The 21,523-nt window shown below is 73.0% G+C and carries 20 protein-coding genes; 13 read left to right on the top strand and 7 right to left on the bottom strand.

Going from position 1 to position 21,523, the window contains the following annotated elements; genetic code table 11:
• Positions 1–86 precede the first annotated feature (86 nt).
• The 7 genes from ACJ6WD_RS29430 to ACJ6WD_RS29400 all read left to right on the top strand — a co-directional run bounded on the left by ACJ6WD_RS29430 (position 87) and on the right by ACJ6WD_RS29400 (position 8,055).
• Positions 87–1,385, top strand: a complete 1,299-nt coding sequence (locus tag ACJ6WD_RS29430; protein WP_331247276.1) for an amidohydrolase family protein — start codon at positions 87–89, stop codon at positions 1,383–1,385.
• A gap of 103 nt (positions 1,386–1,488) precedes the next feature.
• Positions 1,489–2,931 carry an MFS transporter gene (locus tag ACJ6WD_RS29425; protein WP_407616865.1) on the top strand — a complete coding sequence of 481 codons (1,443 nt, stop codon included), beginning with the start codon at positions 1,489–1,491 and terminating at the stop codon, positions 2,929–2,931.
• A gap of 75 nt (positions 2,932–3,006) precedes the next feature.
• Entirely contained in the window at positions 3,007–3,672 is a 666-nt protein-coding gene (locus ACJ6WD_RS29420; RefSeq protein ID WP_233657450.1) for a GntR family transcriptional regulator, read from the top strand.
• Positions 3,673–4,075: 403 nt separating this feature from the next.
• Entirely contained in the window at positions 4,076–5,116 is a 1,041-nt protein-coding gene (locus tag ACJ6WD_RS29415; protein ID WP_233657449.1) for an iron-siderophore ABC transporter substrate-binding protein, read from the top strand.
• Between the two features lie 21 nt (positions 5,117–5,137).
• Positions 5,138–6,172: an iron chelate uptake ABC transporter family permease subunit gene (locus ACJ6WD_RS29410; RefSeq protein WP_331247278.1), complete on the top strand. Its 1,035-nt coding sequence runs from the start codon at positions 5,138–5,140 to the stop codon at positions 6,170–6,172.
• A complete protein-coding gene (locus tag ACJ6WD_RS29405) occupies positions 6,169–7,245 on the top strand; it encodes a FecCD family ABC transporter permease (RefSeq protein WP_376445524.1) in 1,077 nt (358 codons plus the stop codon). The genes ACJ6WD_RS29410 and ACJ6WD_RS29405 overlap by 4 nt, the downstream gene beginning before the upstream one ends.
• 144 nt (positions 7,246–7,389) lie before the next feature.
• On the top strand, positions 7,390–8,055 hold the full coding sequence (locus ACJ6WD_RS29400; RefSeq protein WP_331247279.1) for a maleylpyruvate isomerase N-terminal domain-containing protein: 666 nt from the start codon (positions 7,390–7,392) through the stop codon (positions 8,053–8,055).
• Between the two features lie 15 nt (positions 8,056–8,070).
• Here the strand turns inward: ACJ6WD_RS29400 and ACJ6WD_RS29395 are convergent, their stop codons facing one another.
• Positions 8,071–8,250: a DUF6303 family protein gene (locus ACJ6WD_RS29395; RefSeq protein ID WP_374206788.1), complete on the bottom strand. Its 180-nt coding sequence runs from the start codon at positions 8,248–8,250 to the stop codon at positions 8,071–8,073.
• 485 nt (positions 8,251–8,735) lie between these two features.
• Here ACJ6WD_RS29395 and ACJ6WD_RS29390 point away from each other — a divergent pair, with 485 nt between their 5' ends.
• Entirely contained in the window at positions 8,736–9,104 is a 369-nt protein-coding gene (locus ACJ6WD_RS29390) for a PRC-barrel domain containing protein (RefSeq protein ID WP_233657445.1), read from the top strand.
• 63 nt (positions 9,105–9,167) lie between these two features.
• On the top strand, positions 9,168–10,253 hold the full coding sequence (locus tag ACJ6WD_RS29385) for an alpha/beta hydrolase (RefSeq protein WP_407616864.1): 1,086 nt from the start codon (positions 9,168–9,170) through the stop codon (positions 10,251–10,253).
• Positions 10,254–10,275: 22 nt separating this feature from the next.
• Here the strand turns inward: ACJ6WD_RS29385 and ACJ6WD_RS29380 are convergent, their stop codons facing one another.
• Together ACJ6WD_RS29380 and ACJ6WD_RS29375 are read right to left on the bottom strand one after the other, a co-directional pair.
• Entirely contained in the window at positions 10,276–11,121 is an 846-nt protein-coding gene (locus tag ACJ6WD_RS29380) for an MBL fold metallo-hydrolase (RefSeq protein ID WP_233657443.1), read from the bottom strand.
• Positions 11,103–11,699 (bottom strand): TetR/AcrR family transcriptional regulator, encoded by a 597-nt coding sequence (locus ACJ6WD_RS29375; RefSeq protein ID WP_016574183.1) that lies wholly within the window; start codon positions 11,697–11,699, stop codon positions 11,103–11,105. The genes ACJ6WD_RS29380 and ACJ6WD_RS29375 overlap by 19 nt, the downstream gene beginning before the upstream one ends.
• Positions 11,700–12,113: 414 nt before the next feature.
• On the opposite strand from ACJ6WD_RS29375, the gene ACJ6WD_RS29370 reads away from it, so the two are divergent.
• Entirely contained in the window at positions 12,114–13,178 is a 1,065-nt protein-coding gene (locus tag ACJ6WD_RS29370) for a D-alanyl-D-alanine carboxypeptidase family protein (protein ID WP_233657442.1), read from the top strand.
• A 64-nt stretch (positions 13,179–13,242) separates the two neighbouring features.
• Here the strand turns inward: ACJ6WD_RS29370 and ACJ6WD_RS29365 are convergent, their stop codons facing one another.
• Both ACJ6WD_RS29365 and ACJ6WD_RS29360 read right to left on the bottom strand, forming a co-directional pair.
• A complete protein-coding gene (locus ACJ6WD_RS29365) occupies positions 13,243–14,697 on the bottom strand; it encodes a hypothetical protein (protein ID WP_407616863.1) in 1,455 nt (484 codons plus the stop codon).
• A 268-nt stretch (positions 14,698–14,965) separates the two neighbouring features.
• The gene (locus tag ACJ6WD_RS29360; RefSeq protein WP_233657440.1) at positions 14,966–16,390 is read right to left on the bottom strand and encodes a lamin tail domain-containing protein; all 1,425 of its coding nucleotides are present in this window, start codon (positions 16,388–16,390) and stop codon (positions 14,966–14,968) included.
• Positions 16,391–16,656: 266 nt separating this feature from the next.
• Here ACJ6WD_RS29360 and ACJ6WD_RS29355 point away from each other — a divergent pair, with 266 nt between their 5' ends.
• Entirely contained in the window at positions 16,657–17,124 is a 468-nt protein-coding gene (locus tag ACJ6WD_RS29355; RefSeq protein WP_044372873.1) for a hypothetical protein, read from the top strand.
• Between the two features lie 63 nt (positions 17,125–17,187).
• Here the strand turns inward: ACJ6WD_RS29355 and ACJ6WD_RS29350 are convergent, their stop codons facing one another.
• Both ACJ6WD_RS29350 and ACJ6WD_RS29345 read right to left on the bottom strand, forming a co-directional pair.
• Positions 17,188–17,865, bottom strand: coding sequence for an ABC transporter ATP-binding protein (locus ACJ6WD_RS29350; protein WP_233657438.1), 678 nt, complete (start codon positions 17,863–17,865; stop codon positions 17,188–17,190).
• A gap of 1 nt (position 17,866) precedes the next feature.
• The gene (locus ACJ6WD_RS29345; protein WP_407616862.1) at positions 17,867–19,309 is read right to left on the bottom strand and encodes an ABC transporter permease; all 1,443 of its coding nucleotides are present in this window, start codon (positions 19,307–19,309) and stop codon (positions 17,867–17,869) included.
• 190 nt (positions 19,310–19,499) lie between these two features.
• Between ACJ6WD_RS29345 and ACJ6WD_RS29340 the strand changes: the two genes are divergently transcribed.
• A complete protein-coding gene (locus ACJ6WD_RS29340; protein WP_233657436.1) occupies positions 19,500–20,162 on the top strand; it encodes a response regulator transcription factor in 663 nt (220 codons plus the stop codon).
• Entirely contained in the window at positions 20,159–21,409 is a 1,251-nt protein-coding gene (locus ACJ6WD_RS29335; RefSeq protein WP_407616861.1) for a sensor histidine kinase, read from the top strand. The genes ACJ6WD_RS29340 and ACJ6WD_RS29335 overlap by 4 nt, the downstream gene beginning before the upstream one ends.
• The last annotated feature ends 114 nt before the right edge of the window (positions 21,410–21,523 follow it).

Raw genomic sequence — 21,523 nt, 5'->3', positions numbered from 1 at the left:
AGAACCGCTCATAGCTCTTGTCCGTCGTCTTCAATTTGGTATACCAATTGGCCGATCGATGAACGCAGAGCCTTGAGGAGACCGCCATGTGCGTCGAGTCCGTCCCGCCCCCGCCCAGCCGGGTCACGCGTCGCGGTGTCCTCGCCGGAGCCGCCGCCCTGGCCGGCACCGCCGCCCTGACGGCGGCTCCGGGGGCCGCCGCGGCGCCGGCACGGGGAGCCACCGACGCGCCGGCGCCGGGCGCGCCCCGCACCGGCGACCTGGTCGTCGAGGGCGGCACCCTGCTGGACCCGGCCACCGGCGAGGTCACGGAGGACGCCGTCGTCGTGATCCGCGACGGCGTGGTACGCGCCGCCGGTGCCCGGGCCCGGACCGCCGTCCCGGCCGGCGCCCCCCGCCTCGACGCCCACGGCCGGTGGGTGCTGCCCGGCCTGATCGACGCGCACATCCACCTCAACACCGCCACCGAGGCCCTGGACGCGGTCCGCAAGGGCGCCACCAGCGCCCGCAGCGGCTCCACCAACTTCTACCAGGACATCGCCGTACGGGAGTTGGCCCGCCAGGCACCGGAACGAGCCCCCCGGCTGCGCGCCGCGGGCGTCTTCGTCACCCCCGATCTCGGGGACACGGTGCTCGCCGACCCGGACCTCACCCCACTCGCCCGGCTGAAGGAGGGCGTCCGCTCGGCCGAGGCGCTGCGCCGGGTCGTCCAGGTGAACCTCGCCCGCGGCGCCGACGTCATCAAGACCCGGGTGAACGAGCGGGCCGGCCTGCCGGAGCAGGACCCGTTGGCGCAGGTCTACTCGTACGAGCAGCTCTCCGAGGTGGTGGCGGCGGCCCGGCGCGGCGGGCGGGGAGTGCTGTGCCACAGCTACAGCGAGCGCGGTTGTGACGACGCGGTGCGGGCCGGGATCCGGTCCCTGGAGCACGGGGTGTTCGTCGCCGAGCGGACCCTGCACGCCATGCGGCGCCGGGGCACGTACTTCACCCCGACCCTGACCGCGATCGCCGGCCTCGCCGAGGAGTCCGACCCGGTGCTCGCCGAGCGCGGCCGGGCGTACCTGCCGGTGCTCAAGGAGGCCGTGCGGGCCGCGCACGAACTCGGCGTTCCGCTGGCGGCAGGCACGGACTCGTCCGGCGGCTCGGTCGAACCCATCGGCCGGGAAGTGGAGTTGATGCACGCGGCCGGGCTGACGGCGCTGGACGCGCTCCGCACGGCGACCACCCAGGCGGCCCGACTGCTCGGCCTGGAGCGGACGGCGGGCCGCCTGGCACCGGGCTTCGCGGGCGACGTGCTGGTGGTCTCCGGGGACCCGCTCGCCGACGTTTCCGTGCTCGCCCAGCCGGTGCGCGTGGTGCGCGCCGGCCTGCCGCTCGCGCGGTGATCCGCTCCCGGCACCGTCAGCCCCGCCCCGTGGTCACCCGCCCGGCACCGGCCGGTGCCCGGCGCGGGTGCCCGGACCCGTCGACTCCGCACCAGGTAAGGCCATGAACGCCCACCCGATACCGACCACCGCCCCCGTGCAGCCGCCGCCCGCGCATCCACGGCGGTGGTGGGCGCTGGGCGTGCTCGGGCTGGCGCAGTTGATGATCCTGCTGGACAGCACCATCGTCAGCGTGGCGATGCCGTCGCTCCAGACGGAGCTGCGGATGGCCGACGGCGACCGCCCGTGGGTGGTGACCTCCTACACCGTCGCCTTCGGCGGACTGCTGCTGCTCGCCGGGCGCATCGCCGACCACGCCGGCCGTACCCGGGTGTTCGTCGCCGGACTGGTCGGTTTCGCGGCCGCCTCCGCCGGCGCGGGCGTGGCGCCCACGGCCCAGGCGCTGTTCGCCGCGCGTGCCGTGCAGGGCGCGTTCGCCGCGCTGCTCGCCGCGTCGGCCCTGGCCCTGGTCGCCACGGGCTTCCCCGATCCCGCGGAGCGCCGCCGGGCGATCGCCGTCTTCGGTGCGCTGGGCGGCGCCGGGGCGTCGCTGGGCGTGGTCCTGGGCGGGCTGCTCACCCAGGGGTTCGGATGGCGCTGGTGCCTGTGGGTCAACGTGCCGATCGCGCTCCTGGCGCTGCTCGGTGCGGCGTGGATGCCGCGCGACCGCTCGCCGCGGGTCCACGGCCGCATCGACGTCAGCGGGGCCGTTCTGGGCTGCGGCGGGGTGACGGTCGTGGTCTACGGCTGCAGCCGGGCCGAGGCGGACGGCTGGACGGCCCCGCTGGTGCTGGGCGCGTTGCTCGGCGGCGCCGCACTGCTCGCGGCGTTCGCGGTGCGGCAGACCCGTGCCGCGGTGCCGCTGCTGCCGCCGCGACTGGTCCGCGACCGTGGCCGGGTCGCGGCGCTGCTGGCCGGGGGCGCGCTGATGATGGCCCAACTGTCGGTCTCGCTGTTCCTCACGTACTACCTGCAGACCGTGCTGGGTTGGTCGGCCGTCGCCGCCGGCCTCGGGTTCCTGCCGATCAGCATCGTGACGACGGCGACCGCCACCCAGCTCGGCACCCGGCTGCTGCCCCGCTTCGGGCCGCGCGTGATGATGACGGCCGGGCTGTGCATCGCCGCCGGGGGACTCTTCCAGCTCACCCTCCTGGGGCCGGACTCCGGGTACGCGACCCGCGTCCTGCCCGCGCTCGCCACCTTCGCCGTGGGCCTGGGCGGCAGCTTCCTGGCCATCATGAACGCCGCCACCTCCGGGGTGCCCGCACAGCACTCCGGGATCGCCTCCGCCGTCGTCAACTCCGCCCAGCAGGTGGGGGGTTCCATCGGATCGGCCGTGTTCAACACGGTCGCCGCGAGCACGGCCGCGGCCTTCCACGGCGGTGCGCGGGCGGCCACGCTGCACGGCTTCACCATCGCCGTCCGCTATCCCCTCGGCACCCTCCTGCTCGCGGCCGTCGTCACGGCCGCCCTCGCTCGCCCGCCGGCGCGGCCACGGCCTTCCTGACCAGGCGCGCACTGGCCTTCCCGGGAGCGGTGACGGGGCGCCCGACGCCACACCGACCGATGCGAGAATGGGGTCATGACAGGGTCTGGAGGGTTCGCGCCCGAGTCGGAGCGGGTCACCCGACAGCTGCGCGACGAGATCATCGACGGTGCCCGCACACCGGGCAGCAGGCTGGTCGAACGCGAACTCGCCGCGGAGCTGGGAGTGAGCCGCCTGCCGATCCGGGACGCCCTGAAGGCGCTGGTCACCGAGGGGCTGGTGACGCCGCGCCCGCGGACCTGGGCCGTGGTGCGGGAGTTCACGCCCACCGACCTCGCCGACCTCGACGAGGTGCGCTCCGCCCTGGAGACGCTGGCCTTCCGGCTCGCCGCCCAACGCCGCACCCGTGCCGGCCTGGCGCGACTGCGCGTGGACCTCGACGCGGAGCTGACCGCCGCGCGCCGCGGGGACGCCGTGACGGCCCGGCGCGCGGCGGCCGACTTCCACGAGACGGTGATCTCGCTGGCCGACAACGAGCTGCTGAACGAACTCGAACGCACCCTGCGGAGCCGGATGCGCTGGCTCCTGGCGCAGCACGACGACCTGATGGCCATGGCGAAGGAGCACGAGGCGCTCTACGCGGCGCTCGCCGACCGGGACGTCGCACGCGTCGAAGAGCTGGTCACGAAGCACTTGGAGAGCGGTCGCAGCGCGGCCGCCGCCCACCGGGAACCCCCCGGCGCCGGACCCGCGGACGACTGACGGCGGATCGACCGGGCCCGGTGCTGTACGCCGCGTTCGGCGACGGCACCGCGGCGCACGCGTGCAGCAGGGCCGCCGGCGTCGCCGAGGCGTGCCTGACCGCCGTGTCGTTCGGGCGCCTGTTGCCGAGCCCCGTACCGGCCCGGGTGCTGCGCGCCGGCCGCACCACCCCACCCCACCCTCCACTCCATGGCCGAGAAGTGAGGCAGGGCGGTGCCGCTGACGCTCCTTCGGCCGGCGGCGGTCGGGAGAAGTGGGGGGCGATGGTCGAGGCCGAACGGATGAGAGGTTAGGCTTACCTAAGCCGTCTTGGGGGTGGGGTTCCTTCTCTCTCCGTCCGGACCGATCGTCACCACAGGCACGCGGGCTCCGCTTCGTGCTGCCTCGAAGCAAAGGACTTGGCATGGCCATCGCTACGCGCCGCGCACCGCGCCGCCTCTTCGCCGCCTCGGCAGCGGCCTCGTTGCTGTTGCTCGTCAGCGCCTGCGGTGGCGGGGACAAGAGCGACGCCGCCGCTTCCGACGGCTCGCACGGCGCCTTCCCGGTGTCCATCAAGAGCGCGCTGGGCACCGCCAAGATCGACAAGGAGCCCAAGCGGATCGTCACCCTCGGCCAGGGGTCGGCCGAGACCGCCATCGCCCTCGGCCACACGCCGGTCGGCGTGGAGGAGTACCCCTGGGGCAGCGACAAGTCCGGCTACCTGCCCTGGATCAAGGACGCGGTGAAGAAGGCCGGCGACCCGCTGCCCAAGCAGTTCAAGGGCGGTGACCAGCTCGACATCGAGGCGATCACCGAACTCGCCCCGGACCTGATCCTGGCGCCCTGGTCGGGCATCACGGCCAAGCAGTACGACCTGCTGAAGGACATCGCGCCGACGGTCGCCTACCCTGACAAGGCGTGGAGCACCGACTGGGACCAGCAGATCAACATCATCGCCAAGTCCCTCGGCCAGCCGGCGAAGGGCACCGGGCTCATCAAGGACATCAAGAAGGAGCTCGCCGACGCCGCGGCCACCCGGCCGAACTACAAGAACGTCTCGTTCTCCTACGTCTACACCTCCGGCCCCGGCACGTTGGGCGTGTTCAAGCCCACCGAGCAGCGGGTGGAGATGGTGAAGTCCCTGGGGCTCAAGGTCGACCCGGTGGTCAACACCTTCAAGGAGACCGAGGGCACCGACTCGTCGCTGATCGGCCTGGAGAACGCCGACAAGCTCAACAAGAGCGACGTGCTCTTCACCTTCTACTCCGACGCCAAGACCCGCAGCGAGATCGAGAAGCAGCCGCTGTACGGTGCCATGCCCGCCATCAAGAAGGGCGCCGTCGTGGCGAGTTCGGACAACTCCTTCGTCACCGCCTCCTCCATGATCAACCCGCTCACCGTCCCGTACAGCATCAAGCGCTACCTGCCGCTCATCGACGACGCGGTCAAGAAGGCCGGTAAGTAACCCCACGGGACGTCTGGACCCATGACCTCGACCATCGACACCGAGGAGCCGCGGACGCGCGTGCGCCGGCCCGTCCGGCGCACCGCCGTCGTCCTGCTGCCGGCCCTGGCCGCCCTCGTCCTCGCCTGCGTCGCCAGCATCATGTTCGGCAGCAAGACCCTGGCCCCGGACCAGGTCTGGGCCGCCGTCACCGGCCACGCCGACGCCTACACCACCACCGTCGTCCAGAGCCGCTACCCGCGGACCGCCCTGGGCCTCGTGGTCGGCCTCGGCCTCGCCGTGGCCGGCGTCCTGATGCAGGCGGTGACCCGCAACCCGCTCGCCGAACCCGGCCTGTTGGGCGTCAACACCGGAGCCGCGGCGAGCGTGGTGGCCGCCACCGCCTTCGCCGGCGCCTCCGGGCAGACCCAGACCCTGCTGTGGGCCCTGCCGGGCGCCCTGCTGGCCGGCCTGTTCGTCTACGTCATCGGCGCCCTCGGCAGCGGACTCAGCCCGGTCCGCCTGGTGCTGGGCGGCGCGGTGCTCACCGCCGTGCTGAGCGCCTTCATCCAGGCCGTCACCCTCAGCCGTCCGCAGGTGTTCGACAGCTACCGCTACTGGGTCGTCGGCGCCCTCGGCGGACACGACTGGGACGCCGTACGGGCCGTACTGCCGCTGGCCGCCGCCGGATTCGCGCTCGCCCTGCTCCTGGGCCGCAGCCTGAACGCGGTCGCGCTGGGCGAGGACTCCGCGACGGCCCTCGGCGCCCGCCCGGAACGGGTGAAGGCGATCGCGCTGCTGACGGCCACGGTGCTGAGCGCCGCCGCCACCGCGGCGGCCGGGCCGATCGCCTTCGTCGGACTCGCCGTCCCGCACCTGGCCCGCACCCTGCTCGGAGCCGACCTGCGGCGACAGGTCGTGCTGAGCGCCCTGCTCGGCCCCACCCTGCTGCTCACGGCCGACGTCATCGGGCGACTCGTGGTCCGCCCGCAGGAGTTGATGGTCGGCGTCGTCACGGCCTTCGCAGGTGCCCCCGCCCTTCTGATCGCCGTTCGCAGGATGCGAGCCACCTCATGACGCCTTCCTCCACCACCTCCCCCTCGGCGGTCCGCCGGCCGGGCAACCGGAAGATCCTCCTCAAGGCCGGACCCGCGATCGCCCTGCGGGTCCCGGTCCGGATGGTCTGGGTCGGCGCGGTCCTGCTCGTGGGGGTGCTCGTGGCCTGCACCGCCACCCTCACCGTGGGCCGCCTGGGCATCGCCCTGCCGGACCTGCCCGCGGCGCTGACCGGCCACGCGGTCGGCGTCGACGGCTTCGTCCTGGACCGGTTGCGCGGACCGCGGCTGACGGTGGCGGTCGCCGCCGGTGCCGCCTTCGGGCTGTCCGGGGCACTGTTCCAGTCGGTGACCCGCAATCCGCTGGGCAGCCCGGACGTCATCGGCCTCGGCCCGGGCGCCGGCGCGGGCGCGGCGCTGGTCGCCCTGCTCTTCCCGGGCGCACCGGTCGCCCTGGGGGCGCTCGGCGGGGCGGTGGCGGCCATGGCGCTGGTCTACGTGTCGACCGGCACCGGCTTCCGCAACCCCAGCCGCCTGGTCATCGCCGGCATCGGCGTCTCCGCCATGGCGACCGCCTTCATCCAGTACATCGTCTACGCCATCGCCCGCGACCAGGCCACCGTGCTCAGCTCCTACCTCAACGGCAGCCTGACCGCCCGGTCCTGGGGCGACGCGGCCACCATCGGCGCGGTGCTCCTGGTCTGCGCCCCGTGCGCCGCACTGCTGTCCCGGCCCCTGGGCCTGAGCGAGATGGGACAGACCACGGCGGCCGCGCTCGGCGCACGGCCGGAACGCGCCTTCACCGGCGCCGTGCTGCTGACCATCGTGCTGTCCGCCGGTGCGGTCTCGGCCGCCGGCCCGATCTCCTTCATCGCGCTCACCGCACCGCAGATCGTCAAGCGACTGACCCGCGGCAGCGGCCCGCACCTGGCCCTGTCCGCACTGTCGGGCGCCCTGCTGCTCGTCCTCGCCGACCTGGCGGCGCAGAACGCCCCGCTCTTCGACAAACTCCCCGTCGGCATCTGGACGATGGCCCTGGGCGGCGCCTATCTCGGGTACCTGCTCCTGCGGGAGTGGCGCCGCGGCGCCCTGTGAGGCGACGGGCGTCGACGGGCCCCGCCCCGGGCCCGGGCCGCTGACCCACCGGCGCGCCCCTCCCCACCCGCGCCGCCCGGGCCCACCGCGCGGGGGGAGGGAAACCGGTCGCAGGGCGGCGCGACCGGTTGTTAGCTTGCCTCCGTGGACCTCTTCTCCCGCGCCTGGACGGCGTTGCGCACGGCGGTCGCCGAACTCCCCGACGAGGACTTCGCCCGGCCCTCCGGCTGTACCGGCTGGCTCGTCCGGGACCTCGTGAGCCACCTGATCACCGACGCCCAGGACGTCCTGATCACCCTCGTGACCCCCGCCGACACCGCACCCACCCGCACCGCGGTCACCTACTGGGACGTCACCGACACACCGCCGACCGGCGACGACCCCCTCGACGCCCTGACGGTCCGTCTGGCCGCCGCCTACGAGGAGCCGCGGCTGCTGAGGTTCCACCTCGACGACGTGGGCTCCGCCGCCGGCCGCGCCGCCGCGCTCGCCGACCCGGACCTCCGGGTCGGCACCCGCGGCGAGGTACTCACCGCCGCCGACTACCTCGCCACGTACGTCCTGGAATGGACCCTGCACCACCTCGACCTGATCGCCCACCTCCCGGCCGCGGCGCCGCCGCCGGCCGAGAGCCTCGCCCGGGCCCGCGAACTGCTGGAGGCGATCGCCGGTACGGCCTTCCCGGCCTCCTTCTCCGACGCGGACGCCCTCCTGGTCGGCACCGGCCGGCGCGCCCCGACCGACGCCCAACGGGCCGCACTGGCCGCAGCCGGCGGCCCGGCCGTGCGGCTCCCCCTCGTCCTCGGCTGAACCCCGGCCACCACGTCAGCTCCCCGGCCCGCCCGCCGGCGGGTCCTGGATGCCGGCGGGCCGGACTTCGGTGTGGGCCGTCAGACGCACCGGATCGTGATCGCCGTCCTGGCACTCGGCCCACTCCCAGTAGTGCGGACCGGGCCCGGTCCGGGCGTACCCCAGGAAGGTGAGCGCTTCGCCGCGGACCTTCAGCGACGGCGCCTCGGGGCCCGGGCAGTTCGGCCTCGGGCGCGGGCAGTGCGGACTCCGGGGCGGAAGTTTCAGCGTTCACGGGTTCTCCTCAGCTACGAGCGGCGTCGGACGTGCCCGTCCGGCCGTGAGCGTGGCCTGTGGCCGGTGAGCGTGCCCCGCCACGGACCGTGAACCAGGCACCACCCGTTCCGGCGTCCCGGATGAGGCGGTCGGGTGGTCGTCCCCGCACGTCAGCCAGGTCCGAGCGGATGGGGCGGCCGGGTCCGGGAAGCGGACGACCGGCGACGACGCCCGTCCGGAGCGGGCGGCGGGGCACCTCCACGGGCGGCTCCGCGACGTCCCGCCGAGCCGTTGGGAACATTCGGTGGCGTGACGCTCCGTTAGCCGGGTACGGGCTCAGCAGGACGGGGCGGGTCCACGGCGGCGGTCAACCTCCCGGACCCGCCCCGGCCTGACGGAACCACGCGAGAAAGGACCCCTCCACCATGAACGACATCAGCATCTGGGCCTACCCGACGGACATCGGCCACGAGGGCCACCCGGTGCTGACGGGGTACGGCGTGGAGACGCCGGACGGGAAGCTCGGGCAGGTGCAACGCCAGATGGACACGCCAGGACGGCAGCACCTCGTGGTCGACACCGCGGTCTGGGTCTTCGGCAAGAGCGTGCTGATCCCCGCGGGCATCGTGCGGGCCATCGACCCGGCCACCAAGACGGTCACGGTCACCCGCACCAAGGACGAGGTCAAGGCCGCGCCCCGCTTCACCGTGGACAGCCAGACCACCGACGCGCGCTACCTCGCCGACGTCGGCGCCTACTACGCCGGTCTCGGGGAGCCGGCCCTCCTGATGTGAGGCCGCCCGGCGCGGTCGCTCCCGTCGAACGCCCCCAACGGCGCACGTGGTTGACTACGCCGCATGGACCTCCAGCGAGCGTTCGCCCCGGGCGCCGGCGCAGCCGCCGGTGGCACGTCGGCGCAGTCCGGCCGGGCCCCGGCGACACCGGCCGGCGCACCCCCTCTCGACCCCGAACTGGCCGTGGCACTCGCGGCGTTGGGTGAGGCGGCGCGGCAGCCGTTCACGCCGGCGAACCTCGCGTCGCGACAGGCACGGGACGCGGCGGCCCGCCCCCGGCCGACGGTCCGGGACCTCCAGGCCGACGGCCGCTTCGAGGTGGCGGAACTGCGCGTTCCGGGAGTCGCGGGCGCGCCGGACGTCACGCTGGTGAGCGCACGACCCGCCGACAGCACCGGGCCCCTGCCGCTCCTGTACTACCTGCACGGCGGCGGCCTGCTCATGGGCAGCGCGTGGTCCGTGCTGCCCCGGCTGTTGCGCGACTGGGGTCACCCCCTGGAGATGGCCGTCATCTCCGTCGAGTACCGGCTGGCGCCGGGCACGCGATACCCGGGAGCGGTGGAGGACGGCTACGCCGGACTCGTCTGGATCGCCGCCCACGCGGCCGAATGGGGCGTCGATCCGGACCGCATCGTCCTCGGGGGGAAGAGCGCCGGCGGCGGACTCGCCGCGGCGCTCGCCCTCCTCACCCGGGACCGCGGCGGCCCCACCCCGATCGGGCAACTGCTGCTGTCCCCGATGCTCGACGACCGCAACGACACCTTCTCCAGTCACCAGATGGCCGGCCACGACACCTGGGACCGCACCTCCAACGCCACCGCCTGGCAGGCACTGCTGGGGGACCGCCACGGGGCCGACGACGTGCCGCCCTACGCGGCTCCCGCCCGCGCCACGGACCTGTCCGGACTGCCCCCGGCCTACCTGGAGGTCGGATCGGCCGAGACCTTCCGGGACGAGGGCGTCGCCTACGCCGACGCGCTCTGGCGGGCCGGCGGTCAGGCCGAACTGCACGTCTGGCCCGGCGCCTGCCACGGCTTCGACACCTTCGCCCCCGGCGCGGCCCTGAGCCGGCACGCCCTGGAAGCCCGCACCCGCTGGCTCCGGCGCCTCCTCGCCCCGCCCGGCGCGGACGGCCGGCCCGGCCGCTGAGCGGGCTGCCGGGACCTCCGGGTCAGGCGGCGGCCTGCGTCGGCAGGGCGGCGTGCCGCCGGAATTCGGCGGCGTTGTGGGCCGAGAAGATCCGGACCCGGTCGCCGTGGTCGCGGGCCAGTTCGCGCAGCCGCTGTTGGTTGTGCAGCCGCGCCCGCTTCTCGGTCTGCATCATCGACTCGAACACCGCGAGGCCGGGCGGGCAGTGCGGTCGGGCGGGGTCGAGCTGGCCGGGGTGGAAGTAGGCGTCGCCGGCGTGCAGGAGCCAGCCGTCCCCGGTGTCGACGGCGACCCCGGCGTGGCCCCGGGTGTGTCCGGCGAGTGGGACGAGCAGGATCTCCGGCGGCAGACCGTCGAGTTCACGGACCGCGTCGAACCCCCACCACGGCTCGCCCAACCCCTCGTACGGTGCCCACGTCGGGCGGTGGGCGAACTGGGCCGTGCGGTAGCGGTTGCGCTCGCGCACGGAGCGGGGGCTTTCGGCCGCGCGCAGCTCCTCGGCGTAGAGGTGCACGGTGGCCTGGGGGAAGTCCACCAGGCCGCCGGCGTGGTCGAGGTCGAGGTGGGTGAGGACGACGTGCCGCACGTCGGCCGGGTCGTAACCCAGCCGCGCTATCTGCCGGACGACGGGCTCCTCGGCGTCGAGGAGCGGGTTGGTCAGGTGCACGAACCGTCGGCCGAGCCACTCCTCGGGGCGGCGGTTGGCCTGGGCGCCGATGCCGGTCTCGACGAGGACCAGGCCCGCGTCGGTCTCCAGCAGCAGGCAGTGGCAGACCATCTCGGCCCTGCGGAACAGCCCCGGCTCGCCGTCGACGAGCCGCCCGCCGATCGGGCGGAGGGTGCCGGCGTTCAGGTGGTGGACGCGCATCGGGGGAACTCCTTGGCGAGGGTGGTGCGCAGGTGGTCGGCGACCGCGCGCAGCGGGGCGGTGTCGTGACGGGCCTTCGCCAGCAGCAAGGCGCCCTCGATGGAGGCGAGCACGACGGTTGCCAGGGCGTCCGCCCGGTCGGCGGCCAGTCCCTGCTCGGTGAAGAAGTCGGCGAGCAGCGTGCGCCAGGAGTCGTAGCCCTCGGCGCAGGCCAGGCGGATGGGTTCGCTGTCCGCCGCGGCGTCCAGCGTGACGGCTGCGAGCGGGCAGCCGCGTTGGAAGGCGGAGGCGGTCAGCAGACCGATCAGGAGGTCCATGACGGCGTCCACCGCGCTCGCCGGGTCCGGGGCCCCGGCGACGGTCTCGCCGAGGACGTCGCGCAGGTCGCCGCCCGACATCCGGAGTGCCTCGGCGGCCAGTTGCTCCTTGCCGCCGGGGAAGTGGAAGTACAGGGAGCCCTTCGGCGCACCGCTCGCGGTGACGACCTGGTTGAGCCCGGTGGCGTGGTAGCCCTGCGTGTGGAAGAGCTCGGCGGCGGACTCAAGGATCCGTCGCCGACTGTCAGTTCGTCGAGCCATGGTCGTCACGCTAGCCCAACTATGACGACTGGTCTAGTTAATTGAGGATCGGTGAGCGGGGGGAGTGCCGGCCACGCGGCGTTGTCGCGGCGGGCGGCGTTTCTGGAGCGGATCGTGGCCGCGGTGCACGCGACGGGCGTCGTCAAAAACTCTTCCGCGCAACGCGCTTGGCGTCCGCCGAGGGGTGGGTGGGGTGGTCGCCCCCTCGTGACGCAGGGGAGCCGGCCGGGCGCTGCGTGCGAGCTGCCTCACGGAAAACGCCAGTCACCTGCACACCGCATACACACAGGCGGGAGCTGTTGCCTGACTATGACAAAGCCGGCTTGACAGTGACTGTCATCGCCCAAGTAGGTTCATTGTGAACTGAATTCCCACTACGTGCCGGCGTCCCCTCGCCGGCTGGAGGAACGCCCCATGGGTTCCCACGCACGCCCCAACCGCATACACCGCACCGGAGTCCGGATCGCGATGGTCGCACTCGTCGGTGCCGCCCTCCCGATCACCGCCGGTGGCCTGGCCCAGGCGGCCACCCCAGGTGCCACGCACTCCGCAGACGAGAACGGTCAGCAGGGCGGCACGGCCACCACGACGGCCGACCGGAACCAGGGCGCTGCGCAGCAGCTCCAGCCGTCCCAGGGCGGCCAGCACGCCGCGGGTGGCACGGGCGCCGTCGCACAGGACCCGAAGGACCAGGCCGCTCCCCAGATCAACGCCGACCACGCCTTCCTGCTGGACGCCCGCGACGGCAGCCAGGAGCGGGAGCTGTGGGCCGGGGCCAAGGCGGACGAGAGCGTCCCGATGGCCAGCACCACCAAGATCATGACGGCCATGGTGGTGCTCAAGCACCCCGAGTGGCTGGACCGGCAGATCACGGTGAAGCAGGAGTACCGCGACTACGTCCAGAAGGTCGGCGCCAGCACCGCCGACCTCCAGACCGGTGACACGCTGACCGCCAGGCAACTGCTGCACGCCATGCTGATCCCGTCCGGCGCGGACGCCGCGCGGGCCCTGGCCGACAACTTCGGCTCCGGGGACACCGAAGAGGCGCGGATCGCCGACTTCGTGAACCAGATGAACGCCGAGGCGCAACAACTGGGCATGACCTCGACGCACTTCGACGGCGTCGACGGCTTCTCGAACGGCAACAACCACAGCACCGCCCGCGACCTGGCCAAGCTCGGCCAGCGCGCGATGCTGCAGCCGGTGTTCGCCGACGTCGTGAAGAACAAGCAGTTCAAGACCGAGGCCCCGGCGGCCAACGGCCACACCCGGTACTACACCTGGGTCAACACCAACGAGCTGCTGACCACCTACGACGGCGCCCTGGGCGTCAAGACCGGCAGCGGCCCGGAGGACGGGTACTGCCTGGTCTTCGCCGCCAAGCGGGACAACCGGACACTGATCGGCGTGATCCTCAAGGACGACAAGGGCCGCTTCGGCGACGCCACCAAGATGCTCGACTGGGGCTTCGCCCACTGAGCGGCCGACCCACCCGGTGCCGAGTTGCGGCACCGGGTGCGGTCCGCCGGCCCCTGACCCGGCCTCACCGGGCCGGTGCCGGGCCGGTGTCCGGATGCCGGGCGGGGTGGTCGGGCGGGCGTCGTTCGTAGACGCTTATCCGCCGGCCCCGCTCGACGACGTCCGAACGGAGCGTGAAGCGTTCGGCCAGGACGCGCTGCTTGGTGAGGTCGCGGACCGAGGGGGACCGCTGGGGACCGGGGTCGGTGACCAGCACTATGCGCCGCGCGCCCAGCATGGCCCGCTCTATGGCCTGCGGCGCGGCCTCCACGCCCTTCAACGTGCCGGATTCCACCGGGCTCTGCGCCAGTGCGAGGTCCCGCAGGCCGGCGAACTCGCCGGGCGAGACGAGGGCGGTGTCGCGGTGTGCGGCGGGGACGTAGAGCACCCCGTCGGCGCTGCCGCGGACGCGGCCGACCGTGGTGGCCGCGGTGAGCACATCGTCCACCCGGCTGCCCACCGTGCGGAGGCGGAGTTCGAGGGGGAGGAGGACCAGGAGCGCCAGTGCGACGGTGGCCGGCAGCAGCACGCGGGCGGGTATGCGCAGGCGCGTGCCGAGCGTGCCGAGCAGCGCGCCGATGAGCAGGGCGAGCCCCACGTAGGTGAAGAGCACGTAGCGGGTCAGGTAGAGGGGTTGGACCAGGGAGACCAGGGCCAGCGACAATTGCGGCACCGCGCAGAGCGGGAGGGCGACGGCCGCCAGCGACACTCCCGGGCCCGGCCCGTCGTGATGTGCGCCGCCCGCCGGACCGCCGCGCGACAGACGGGCGCAGAGGGCCGCGAACGCGATGATGCCCGACATGCCGAGGACGGTCGACCAACCGAGCGGCGCGATCCAGGAGACCAGGGCGACCTGAGTGCGACTGGTGAGGATGACCGGCAGGGTGCCGACCACGGCTCCGGCGGCGGCCAGTCCCCAGCGCGCCCACTGGGCCCGGCCCGGGCGGACGCACACCAGGGTGACGCCGTGCGCGACCACGGCGAGCAGCGAGAACCAATGGAGCCAGCCGGCGAACAGCGCCGTCCCGGCGTACCACGTCCAACGCCAACTGCCCTTCCGCGCCAGGATCTCCACGAAGAGCCAGGTCTCCAGGACCACGAGGGCGAGGACCAGGGCGTACGAACGGCCCTCCTGTGCCTGTTCCTGAACGGCCGGCACGACGGCCAGGGCGAGCCCCGCCCCCATGCCGGCCCGGTGTCCGGCGAGCCGGGTGCCGAGCAGTCCCGTCAGCCCGCACGCGGTGGCGGCGGCCAGTACCGAAGGCAGCCGCAGGGTGAGGAGACTGTCGCCGAACAGGGCGAACACGCCGTGCATCAGGGCGTAGTAGAGGCCGTGGACGACGTCCGCCTGGCCGACCATGTGCGCCAACTCGCCCAGGGAACGGTGTGCGGCCTGCCAGGTCGCGGCCTCGTCGCGCCACATGCTGTGCTCGCGCGTGATGCCCCACAGCCCGAGTCCGAGCGCGAGGAGGCTCGGCACGCCGAACCCGGACAACTTGCCGTGTCGCACTGTTCCCCCAGGATCGCCGTGGCGCCAGGCGCCGCCGCCCTGTGCCCACAGGGTTCGAAGGGCGGGATGGAGCGCCACGCTAACAAGCGGGTGGGGAGATCCTGCGCTGTCCACCGCGAACGGGTGCAAATGGTGCGGCGCCCGCGAGGGATGTGGCCGGCCGGACCGGTGCCCGGCACTCGTCGGCGGAGTGGGATCCGGCGGGCGCGCCCCGGGCCGCACTCCGCCGACGTGCGGTTCAGCAGGTGACGGTGCCCCTGCGCAGCGCGTGGCCGTCGTCGTTGCTGTCGTCGGCCCAGTACACCGGCTTGGTGCCGTTCACGCACGCGTCGGCGCCGGCCACGGAGAAGCCCTCGTTGTTGTAGTCGGGCATGCCGCTCGGGCGGTCGTAGACGGCCGTGGTGGCGAACGCGCCGGACGCGTCGACCTTCATGGTCCGGTGCTGACCGTTGCAGGTGTCGTCGCAGACCACCCACAGGCGTGCGGCCTGCGGCTCCCACTGGAGTTCCATCACGCCGGTCATGCCGCTGTCGAGAGTGGCGACGCGGGTGTACGCGCCGGAGTCCTGGAGCACGTACCCGTGGACCGTGCCGGTGCCTTCGACGCCGACGAAGAAGACGCCGCCGGTGTGGCTGCCGTACCGCTTGGGGTCGTAGGCCGATCCGGTCGAGCCGTCCTTGAAGCCGGACGAGGTCAGGTAGGCGTCGGGGACCCAGGTGATGCCCTCGAAGCCGAGGTTGGCGCCGACCGGCGGCAGGTCGGCAGTGAGGTTCCACTCCTTGGCGGCCGTCAGCGTCGCACCGGAACCGCCGGCGTCGTACTTGAGCACGGACAGGCGGCTGGTCCCGGACGCGTCGCCGTTGCGCTCGCTCGCGACGAAGACGCCGCCCGCGGACCCGGCGCCGGTGAGCGTGACGCCCTCGCTGTCCGGACTGCCGGAACCGCCGGGGAAGCGGAGCGTCTTGCCGGACCTCCACCCGTTCGCGGTGTCCGGCTGCCAGCCACCGGAGCCGTCCGGGACCAGGCGCCAGAGCGTGCCGGAGTTCTGTGCGCCCCACATGACGCCGCCCTCCTGGTACAGGCCGCTGAGGTCCTCGCCGAAGACGTTGGCGGCGTCGGCGGTGGTGACGGAGCCGCCGCCGGGCCATGCCGTCGGTGCGGGGCCGCCGTTGCCGCCGCAGTCGTTCGCCGCGCCCAGGGTCAGCTTGGCCGCGCCGAACGCGCCGGTGCCGTCGGGGCAGCGGGACCAGGAGGGGGCGGAGTGACTGCGCCAGCCGAAGCCGTCGACCAGGGTGGTGCCGTCGGGGAGGTAGAGGCGCGCCTGGTCGTTGGAGCCCAGGCCGAACGCCGCGTGCACGTCGAAGGCCCGGAACGCGCCGGGGGCCAGGGTCGTGCCGGACGCGATCGGGTACGCGGAGCCGTCGTTGTCGTCCTTGAGGATCCAGCCCGAGAGGTCGACGGCGGCGGAGCCCTTGTTGTACAGCTCGATCGAGTCGTCGACGTCGCCGGTGGTCACCACCTCGTTGATGCGGATGTCGTCCGCGGTGGCCGCATGGGCCGAGGGCGGTGCCAGCAGGGTGGCGGCGACCAGTGCGGGGCCGGTGAGGGCGGCGCAGCGGAAGGCGAGGCGTCGCCGCCATCGGGAAGCGCGTACTCCGAGCACGATGTCCGTCCTCAAGGGCGTGGTGACAGGGTGACAGAAGAGTTCCGACCGGGCCCGAACTCCCGCCTGCCGGTGGGGGATCGCCCGGTGAACGCCAGCCTAATTGCCGGGCGGCAGGGGCGCGCCCCCTCAGGTCACGGTGGCTGCGGACCGGTGTCCGAGCGCGGCGCGTATGGGCATAGGCACGCCAAAAATCATGGGGGGTTGTCTTGTCGTCTTCGGGGGTGCGTGCCTCAATTGGCTCCCCCTCACAAAGGCGGTCTCCCATGAGACACGGCAAGCTCGGCATCGCCTCCTTACTCGGCGTCGGCATCGCCCTCGCGGGCACCCTCGCGATGGCGCCGGCCTCCGCCGCGGTGACGCCGGACACCGCGACCCTCTCCTTCGACTGCGGTAGTTACGGCTCCGGTTCGGCCACGCTCACCGCCACCCAGAGCGGCACCGACGCCACCATCAGCGTGTCCACGTCGGCGATCACCTCGCCCCTCGACATCGGCGCGAACTCGGTCTCCTCGGAGCTCACGCTGACCAAGAACGGTTCGGACACCGTGGTGTTCAGCGGCAGTTCCAACCCGGCGATCCCGGCCGGCGGTGCGGTCTCCACCGGCCCGCTCACCGGCACCGTCGCCACGGGCGACCAACTGGAAGGCTCCTCCCTCCAGGTGGTGGTGTTCGGCATCACCGCGACCTGCAAGGCCACCTCGCCCCAGTCCCCGGGGCCGTTCGTGTTCTGACGCCGGGAGGTGCGGCGCGCCCCCACGGCGTGCCGCACCGCGCACCGTGCCGCACGGGAACGGTCACCCGTGCGGCACCAACGTGCCCCGCTTGAGGTGCAGCACCTCGTCGCAGGCGTGCGCGACCTCCTTCGAGTGGGTCACCACGATCACGCACTTGCCGTCGTCGTGGGCCAGTCTCCGGAAGATCCGGACGATGTCGTCGGCCGTCTCGTGATCCAGGCTGCCGGTGGGTTCGTCCGCGAAGAGGACGTCCACCTCGCACGCCAGCGCCCGGGCGATGGCGACGCGCTGCTGTTGGCCGCCGGAGAGCTGCAGGGTGCGTCGGGTGCGGTCGGCCGGCTCGATGCCGAGCAGATCGAGCAGTTCGTGGGCGCGTCGCTTCCTCGGCACCCCCTTGACGCCGGTGATCTCCATGGCGGAGGTGACGTTCTGCACGGCGGTCATGTAGGTGAGCAGGTTCAGGGACTGGAACACGGTGGCCGCGTGCCGGTTGCGGTAGGCGCCCAGGCCCAGCTCCGCGATGTCGCGGCCCCGGAAGCGGACGCTGCCCGAGGTGGGCGAGTCCAGGCCACTGGCCAGGGACAGCAGCGTCGTCTTGCCGGATCCCGAGGGCCCGACGATCGCGTACATGCGGCCGGCCTCGAAGGCGTACGAGACGCCGGCCAGGACGGTGCGCCGCCGGTTGCCGGCTTGGTGGGTGCGGCTCAGGTCGGTGAGTTCCAGGACGGGGGTGGTCACGTCAGTCGCCCTTCGTGAGGATGTCGCGCGGGTTCAGGCGCAGCACGCGGGCGCCCGGAATGCAGGTCGCCAGGGCCGCGATGCCGAGGCCGGTGGCGCCGACCTTGGCGATGTCGGCGGGCCCGAGCCGGATCTCCATCGACGAGAGGGGCTCGACCTCGGGTCGGTCCTTCTTCGCCAGGCCGGTGGGGTCGCTGGGGTCGGGTTGGTTCGCCTCGTTCGCGGCCGCCTCGTTGGCGGCGGAGACCTCGCTGGCCAGGAGCCGGTCGCCGAGGGCGCGGGAGAGGAACTGGCTGCACGCGCCGGCGAGGCCGATCGCCAGCACCGCGCAGGCGACCACCTCCACCAGGTGTTGGCCGAGCAGCCTGGGCTTCTTCTCCCCGAGCGAGAGCAGGATGCCCAGTTCGCCGCGGCGCTCGCGCAGGGCGGAGGCGACGACGAGGGCGAGGATGACGGTGCCGCCGATCGCGACCAGCCACACCGTGACGCCGGCGAAGTCGGCGGTCCTGGTGATCGGGCCGACCAGGGTCCGGTACTGCTTGTCGTTGATCGACAGCGGGAAGAGGTCCAGGTCGGCGCCCGCGGCCGCGGCGTCCTTCTTGAGCCGGTCCAGGTCCTCGGGGGCGTCGAGGGTGAAGGTGGCCTGCTTGAGGACGCCGTCCTGGCCCGTGCCCTTGCCGAGGAGGACGCTGGCGCCGTCCGGCGTGGCGTAGAGCTGATTGGCCGGGTCCGCCATCGCGGGGACGTACGAACCGGTGTCCGCGACGTCGCTGCGGTAGATGCCGATGACCTTGAACTCGTGTTCCCGCTCGTCGGCCTTCTGGCCGGGTGGCGGCAACTCACCCACCCTGAGTTTCGCGGTGTCGCCCACCTTGAGGCCGTTCTCCTTGGCCAGGCGTTCCTCGACGACGATCTCGTCGCTCTTGCTGTCCGGTCCGATTCCGCGTCCGGACACCAACGTGGAGTCGCCGTTGCGGAAGGCGCCGACCGCGTTCAGGTCGCGAATGCCGTCCACCTTGAACAGGTCGGTGCCGAGCGAATCCTGACCGCGGGGCGGCGGAACCGGCTGGTAGAGCTTGGTGGATTTGGTGGGGAAGGCCCCGCTGTCCGTCGTGTAGTTGCACTGGCTGACCACCGACGACGCGCAGATCCGGTCGACCAGCGAACGGTGCAGATCACCGCGGGAACCGATCGTCCCGCCCCGGGCGCCGGCGGGATCGGTGCCGTTGTTCTTTCCCGAATTGAGCAGGGCGTTCACGTCGAGTTGCATGGTGGCGACGGCCCCCACGCTCTTCTTGGCGTGCTCGGCCGCACGGGCCGCCGCCGACTGGATCAGGAATCCGGACAGCACCAGGGTGCAGATCACGAAGAACAAACCGATCAACATCAACGTCTTGCCCGGATGGCCGGTGAGCCGCCACCAGGCCCGTTTGCAGAGATTCATGACCGGAACGCTAGGGAGCGCCCGATGTGAGCCCTGTTTGCGAAAAACCGCATTCCCCGATCCCTCATATACGGTTCACATGCGGCAGCTGATAGACGTGACGGGAACACCGGGAAAGGATCGGAATCCGTCACGGTCCGGCCCGTCGTTTTCACGGAATTCTCAGAAACTACGGAAAGGGCCGGCGCACATGCGGGTTCTGGTGGTCGAGGACGAGCAGTACATGGCGCGCGTCCTTCAGCTCGGACTGCGCCGCGAGTCCATCGCCGTCGACGTCGCGCACGACGGCGCCACGGCCCTGGAACGGGTCGCGGTCTACGACTACGACGCCGTGGTGCTCGACCGCGACCTGCCGGGGGTCCATGGCGACGAGGTCTGCCGCCGCATCGTCGCCATGGGCCTGGACTGCCGCATCCTGATGCTCACCGCCGCGGGCCGGCTCGGCGACAAGGTGGCGGGCCTCGGCCTGGGCGCGGACGACTACCTGGCCAAGCCCTTCGACTTCCCCGAACTCGTCGCCCGGCTACGGGCGTTGTACCGGCGCAGCCCCATGGCCCACCCGCCCGTCCTGACCTTCGCCGACCTCAGCTTCGACACCCATCGCCGCCGGGTGACCCGCGCCGGCGCCGAGGTCCGCCTCACGCCCAAGGAACTGGCCGTCCTGGAGCTGCTGATGCGTGCCGACGGCGGCGTGCTCAGTCCGGAGTACCTGCTCGACAAGGCATGGGACGCCCACACCGACCCGCTCACCAACGCCGTGCGCCTCGTGGTGCACACCCTGCGCAAGAAGCTCGGTGAGCCCCGCATCGTGCACACCGCGATCAGCGCGGGCTACTACCTGGGCGTCGCATGAGGTTCCGCCGGGTCCGCGGCCGGCCCCGCACGCTGAGCATCCACGCCCGGCTCTTCCTCGGCTTCGGCGGGGCACTGGCGGTCTGCTCGGCGCTGATGGTCGCCATCATCTACGTCGGCATCCGCTACCTGCCCACCTACGACCTCACGACGCCCGTCGACGTGCCGTCCCCGGCCTCGACCCCACCGCACGCGATCGGACCGCCACCCGACTCCCCACCGTCCACGACGCTCCGGGAGGGGCGGCGGATCGACACGTCCGGCCTGATCCGCAGCAAGGAGGACGTGTGGTCGACGGTCCTGGTGGTCTCCGTCAGCGGCGTGCTGCTCGTCCTGGCCGTCGGCCTCGGCGCGGGCTGGATCCTGTCGCGGCGCCTGCTCGCCCCCTTGCACACCATCAATCGGGCCGCGGCCAAGGCGGGCGAGGGCGACCTGTCGTACCGGATCAACGCCCAGGGCCCGGCGGACGAGTTGAGGGAACTGGCCGACACCTTCGACACCACACTGGGCCGCCTGGAGGAGTCCTTCGCCGCCCACCAACGGTTCGCCGCGAACGCCTCGCACGAACTGCTCACCCCGCTCGCCACGACGCGGGCCATCCTCCAGGTGGCCGCCGTCGACCCGTCGGCGGCGGAGCTCGCGGAACTGGTCCCCATGCTGCGGGAGACCAACGAACGCAACATCCGCGTGGTGCAGGAGCTGCTCCACCTCGCGGCGGCCGACCAGGCGGTCCCGGACGCCGAACCGGTGGACCTGGCCGAGGTCGCCGCACGGGCCGTCCACGCGGCGCGCACCGACCGCACGGCGCAGCCGACCGACGTCGCGCTCTCGTTCACCAGCGACACCCCCGACACTCCCGACACCCCCGACACTGGGGCGGCTCACCGCGTCAGCGGAAGCGCGACGCTGCTGCACCGACTCGTGGTGAACCTCGTCGACAACGCCCGCACCCACAACGTGCCCGGCGGCACCGTGCGGGTGCGCGTCGAGGCGCACGACGGCGAGGTCGTCCTGGAGGTCGCCAACACCGGCCCGGTGGTGGCCCCCGACCTCGTGGACCGCCTCTTCGAGCCGTTCTACCGGGCGAGTCCCCGGGTGGCCAGCGACCGCAGCGGCCACGGCCTGGGCCTGGCGATCGTCCGCTCCCTCGTGCGCGGCCACCACGGCACCGTCACGGCCCGGGCCCTGCCGACCGGCGGGCTGCTGGTGCGGGTCGCCCTGCCGCGGTGGCCGCGGCCCGGGGAGTGAACCGCGTCGCCGTGCCGGCCGCCCCGCAACGGCCCACACCGGCCCGCACCGGCCCGCGCGACGCCGCGCACCCGGGCCGGCGGCACCCGCCCGCTCCGTGACAGAACCGTGTCA

It is taken from the genome of Streptomyces sp. VTCC 41912, assembly GCF_045799175.1.
In the GTDB taxonomy this organism is placed as follows: domain Bacteria; phylum Actinomycetota; class Actinomycetes; order Streptomycetales; family Streptomycetaceae; genus Streptomyces; species Streptomyces albulus_C.
The sequence above is the reverse complement of the archived record's forward strand: the minus strand, read 5'-3'. Positions and strand labels throughout refer to the sequence as shown.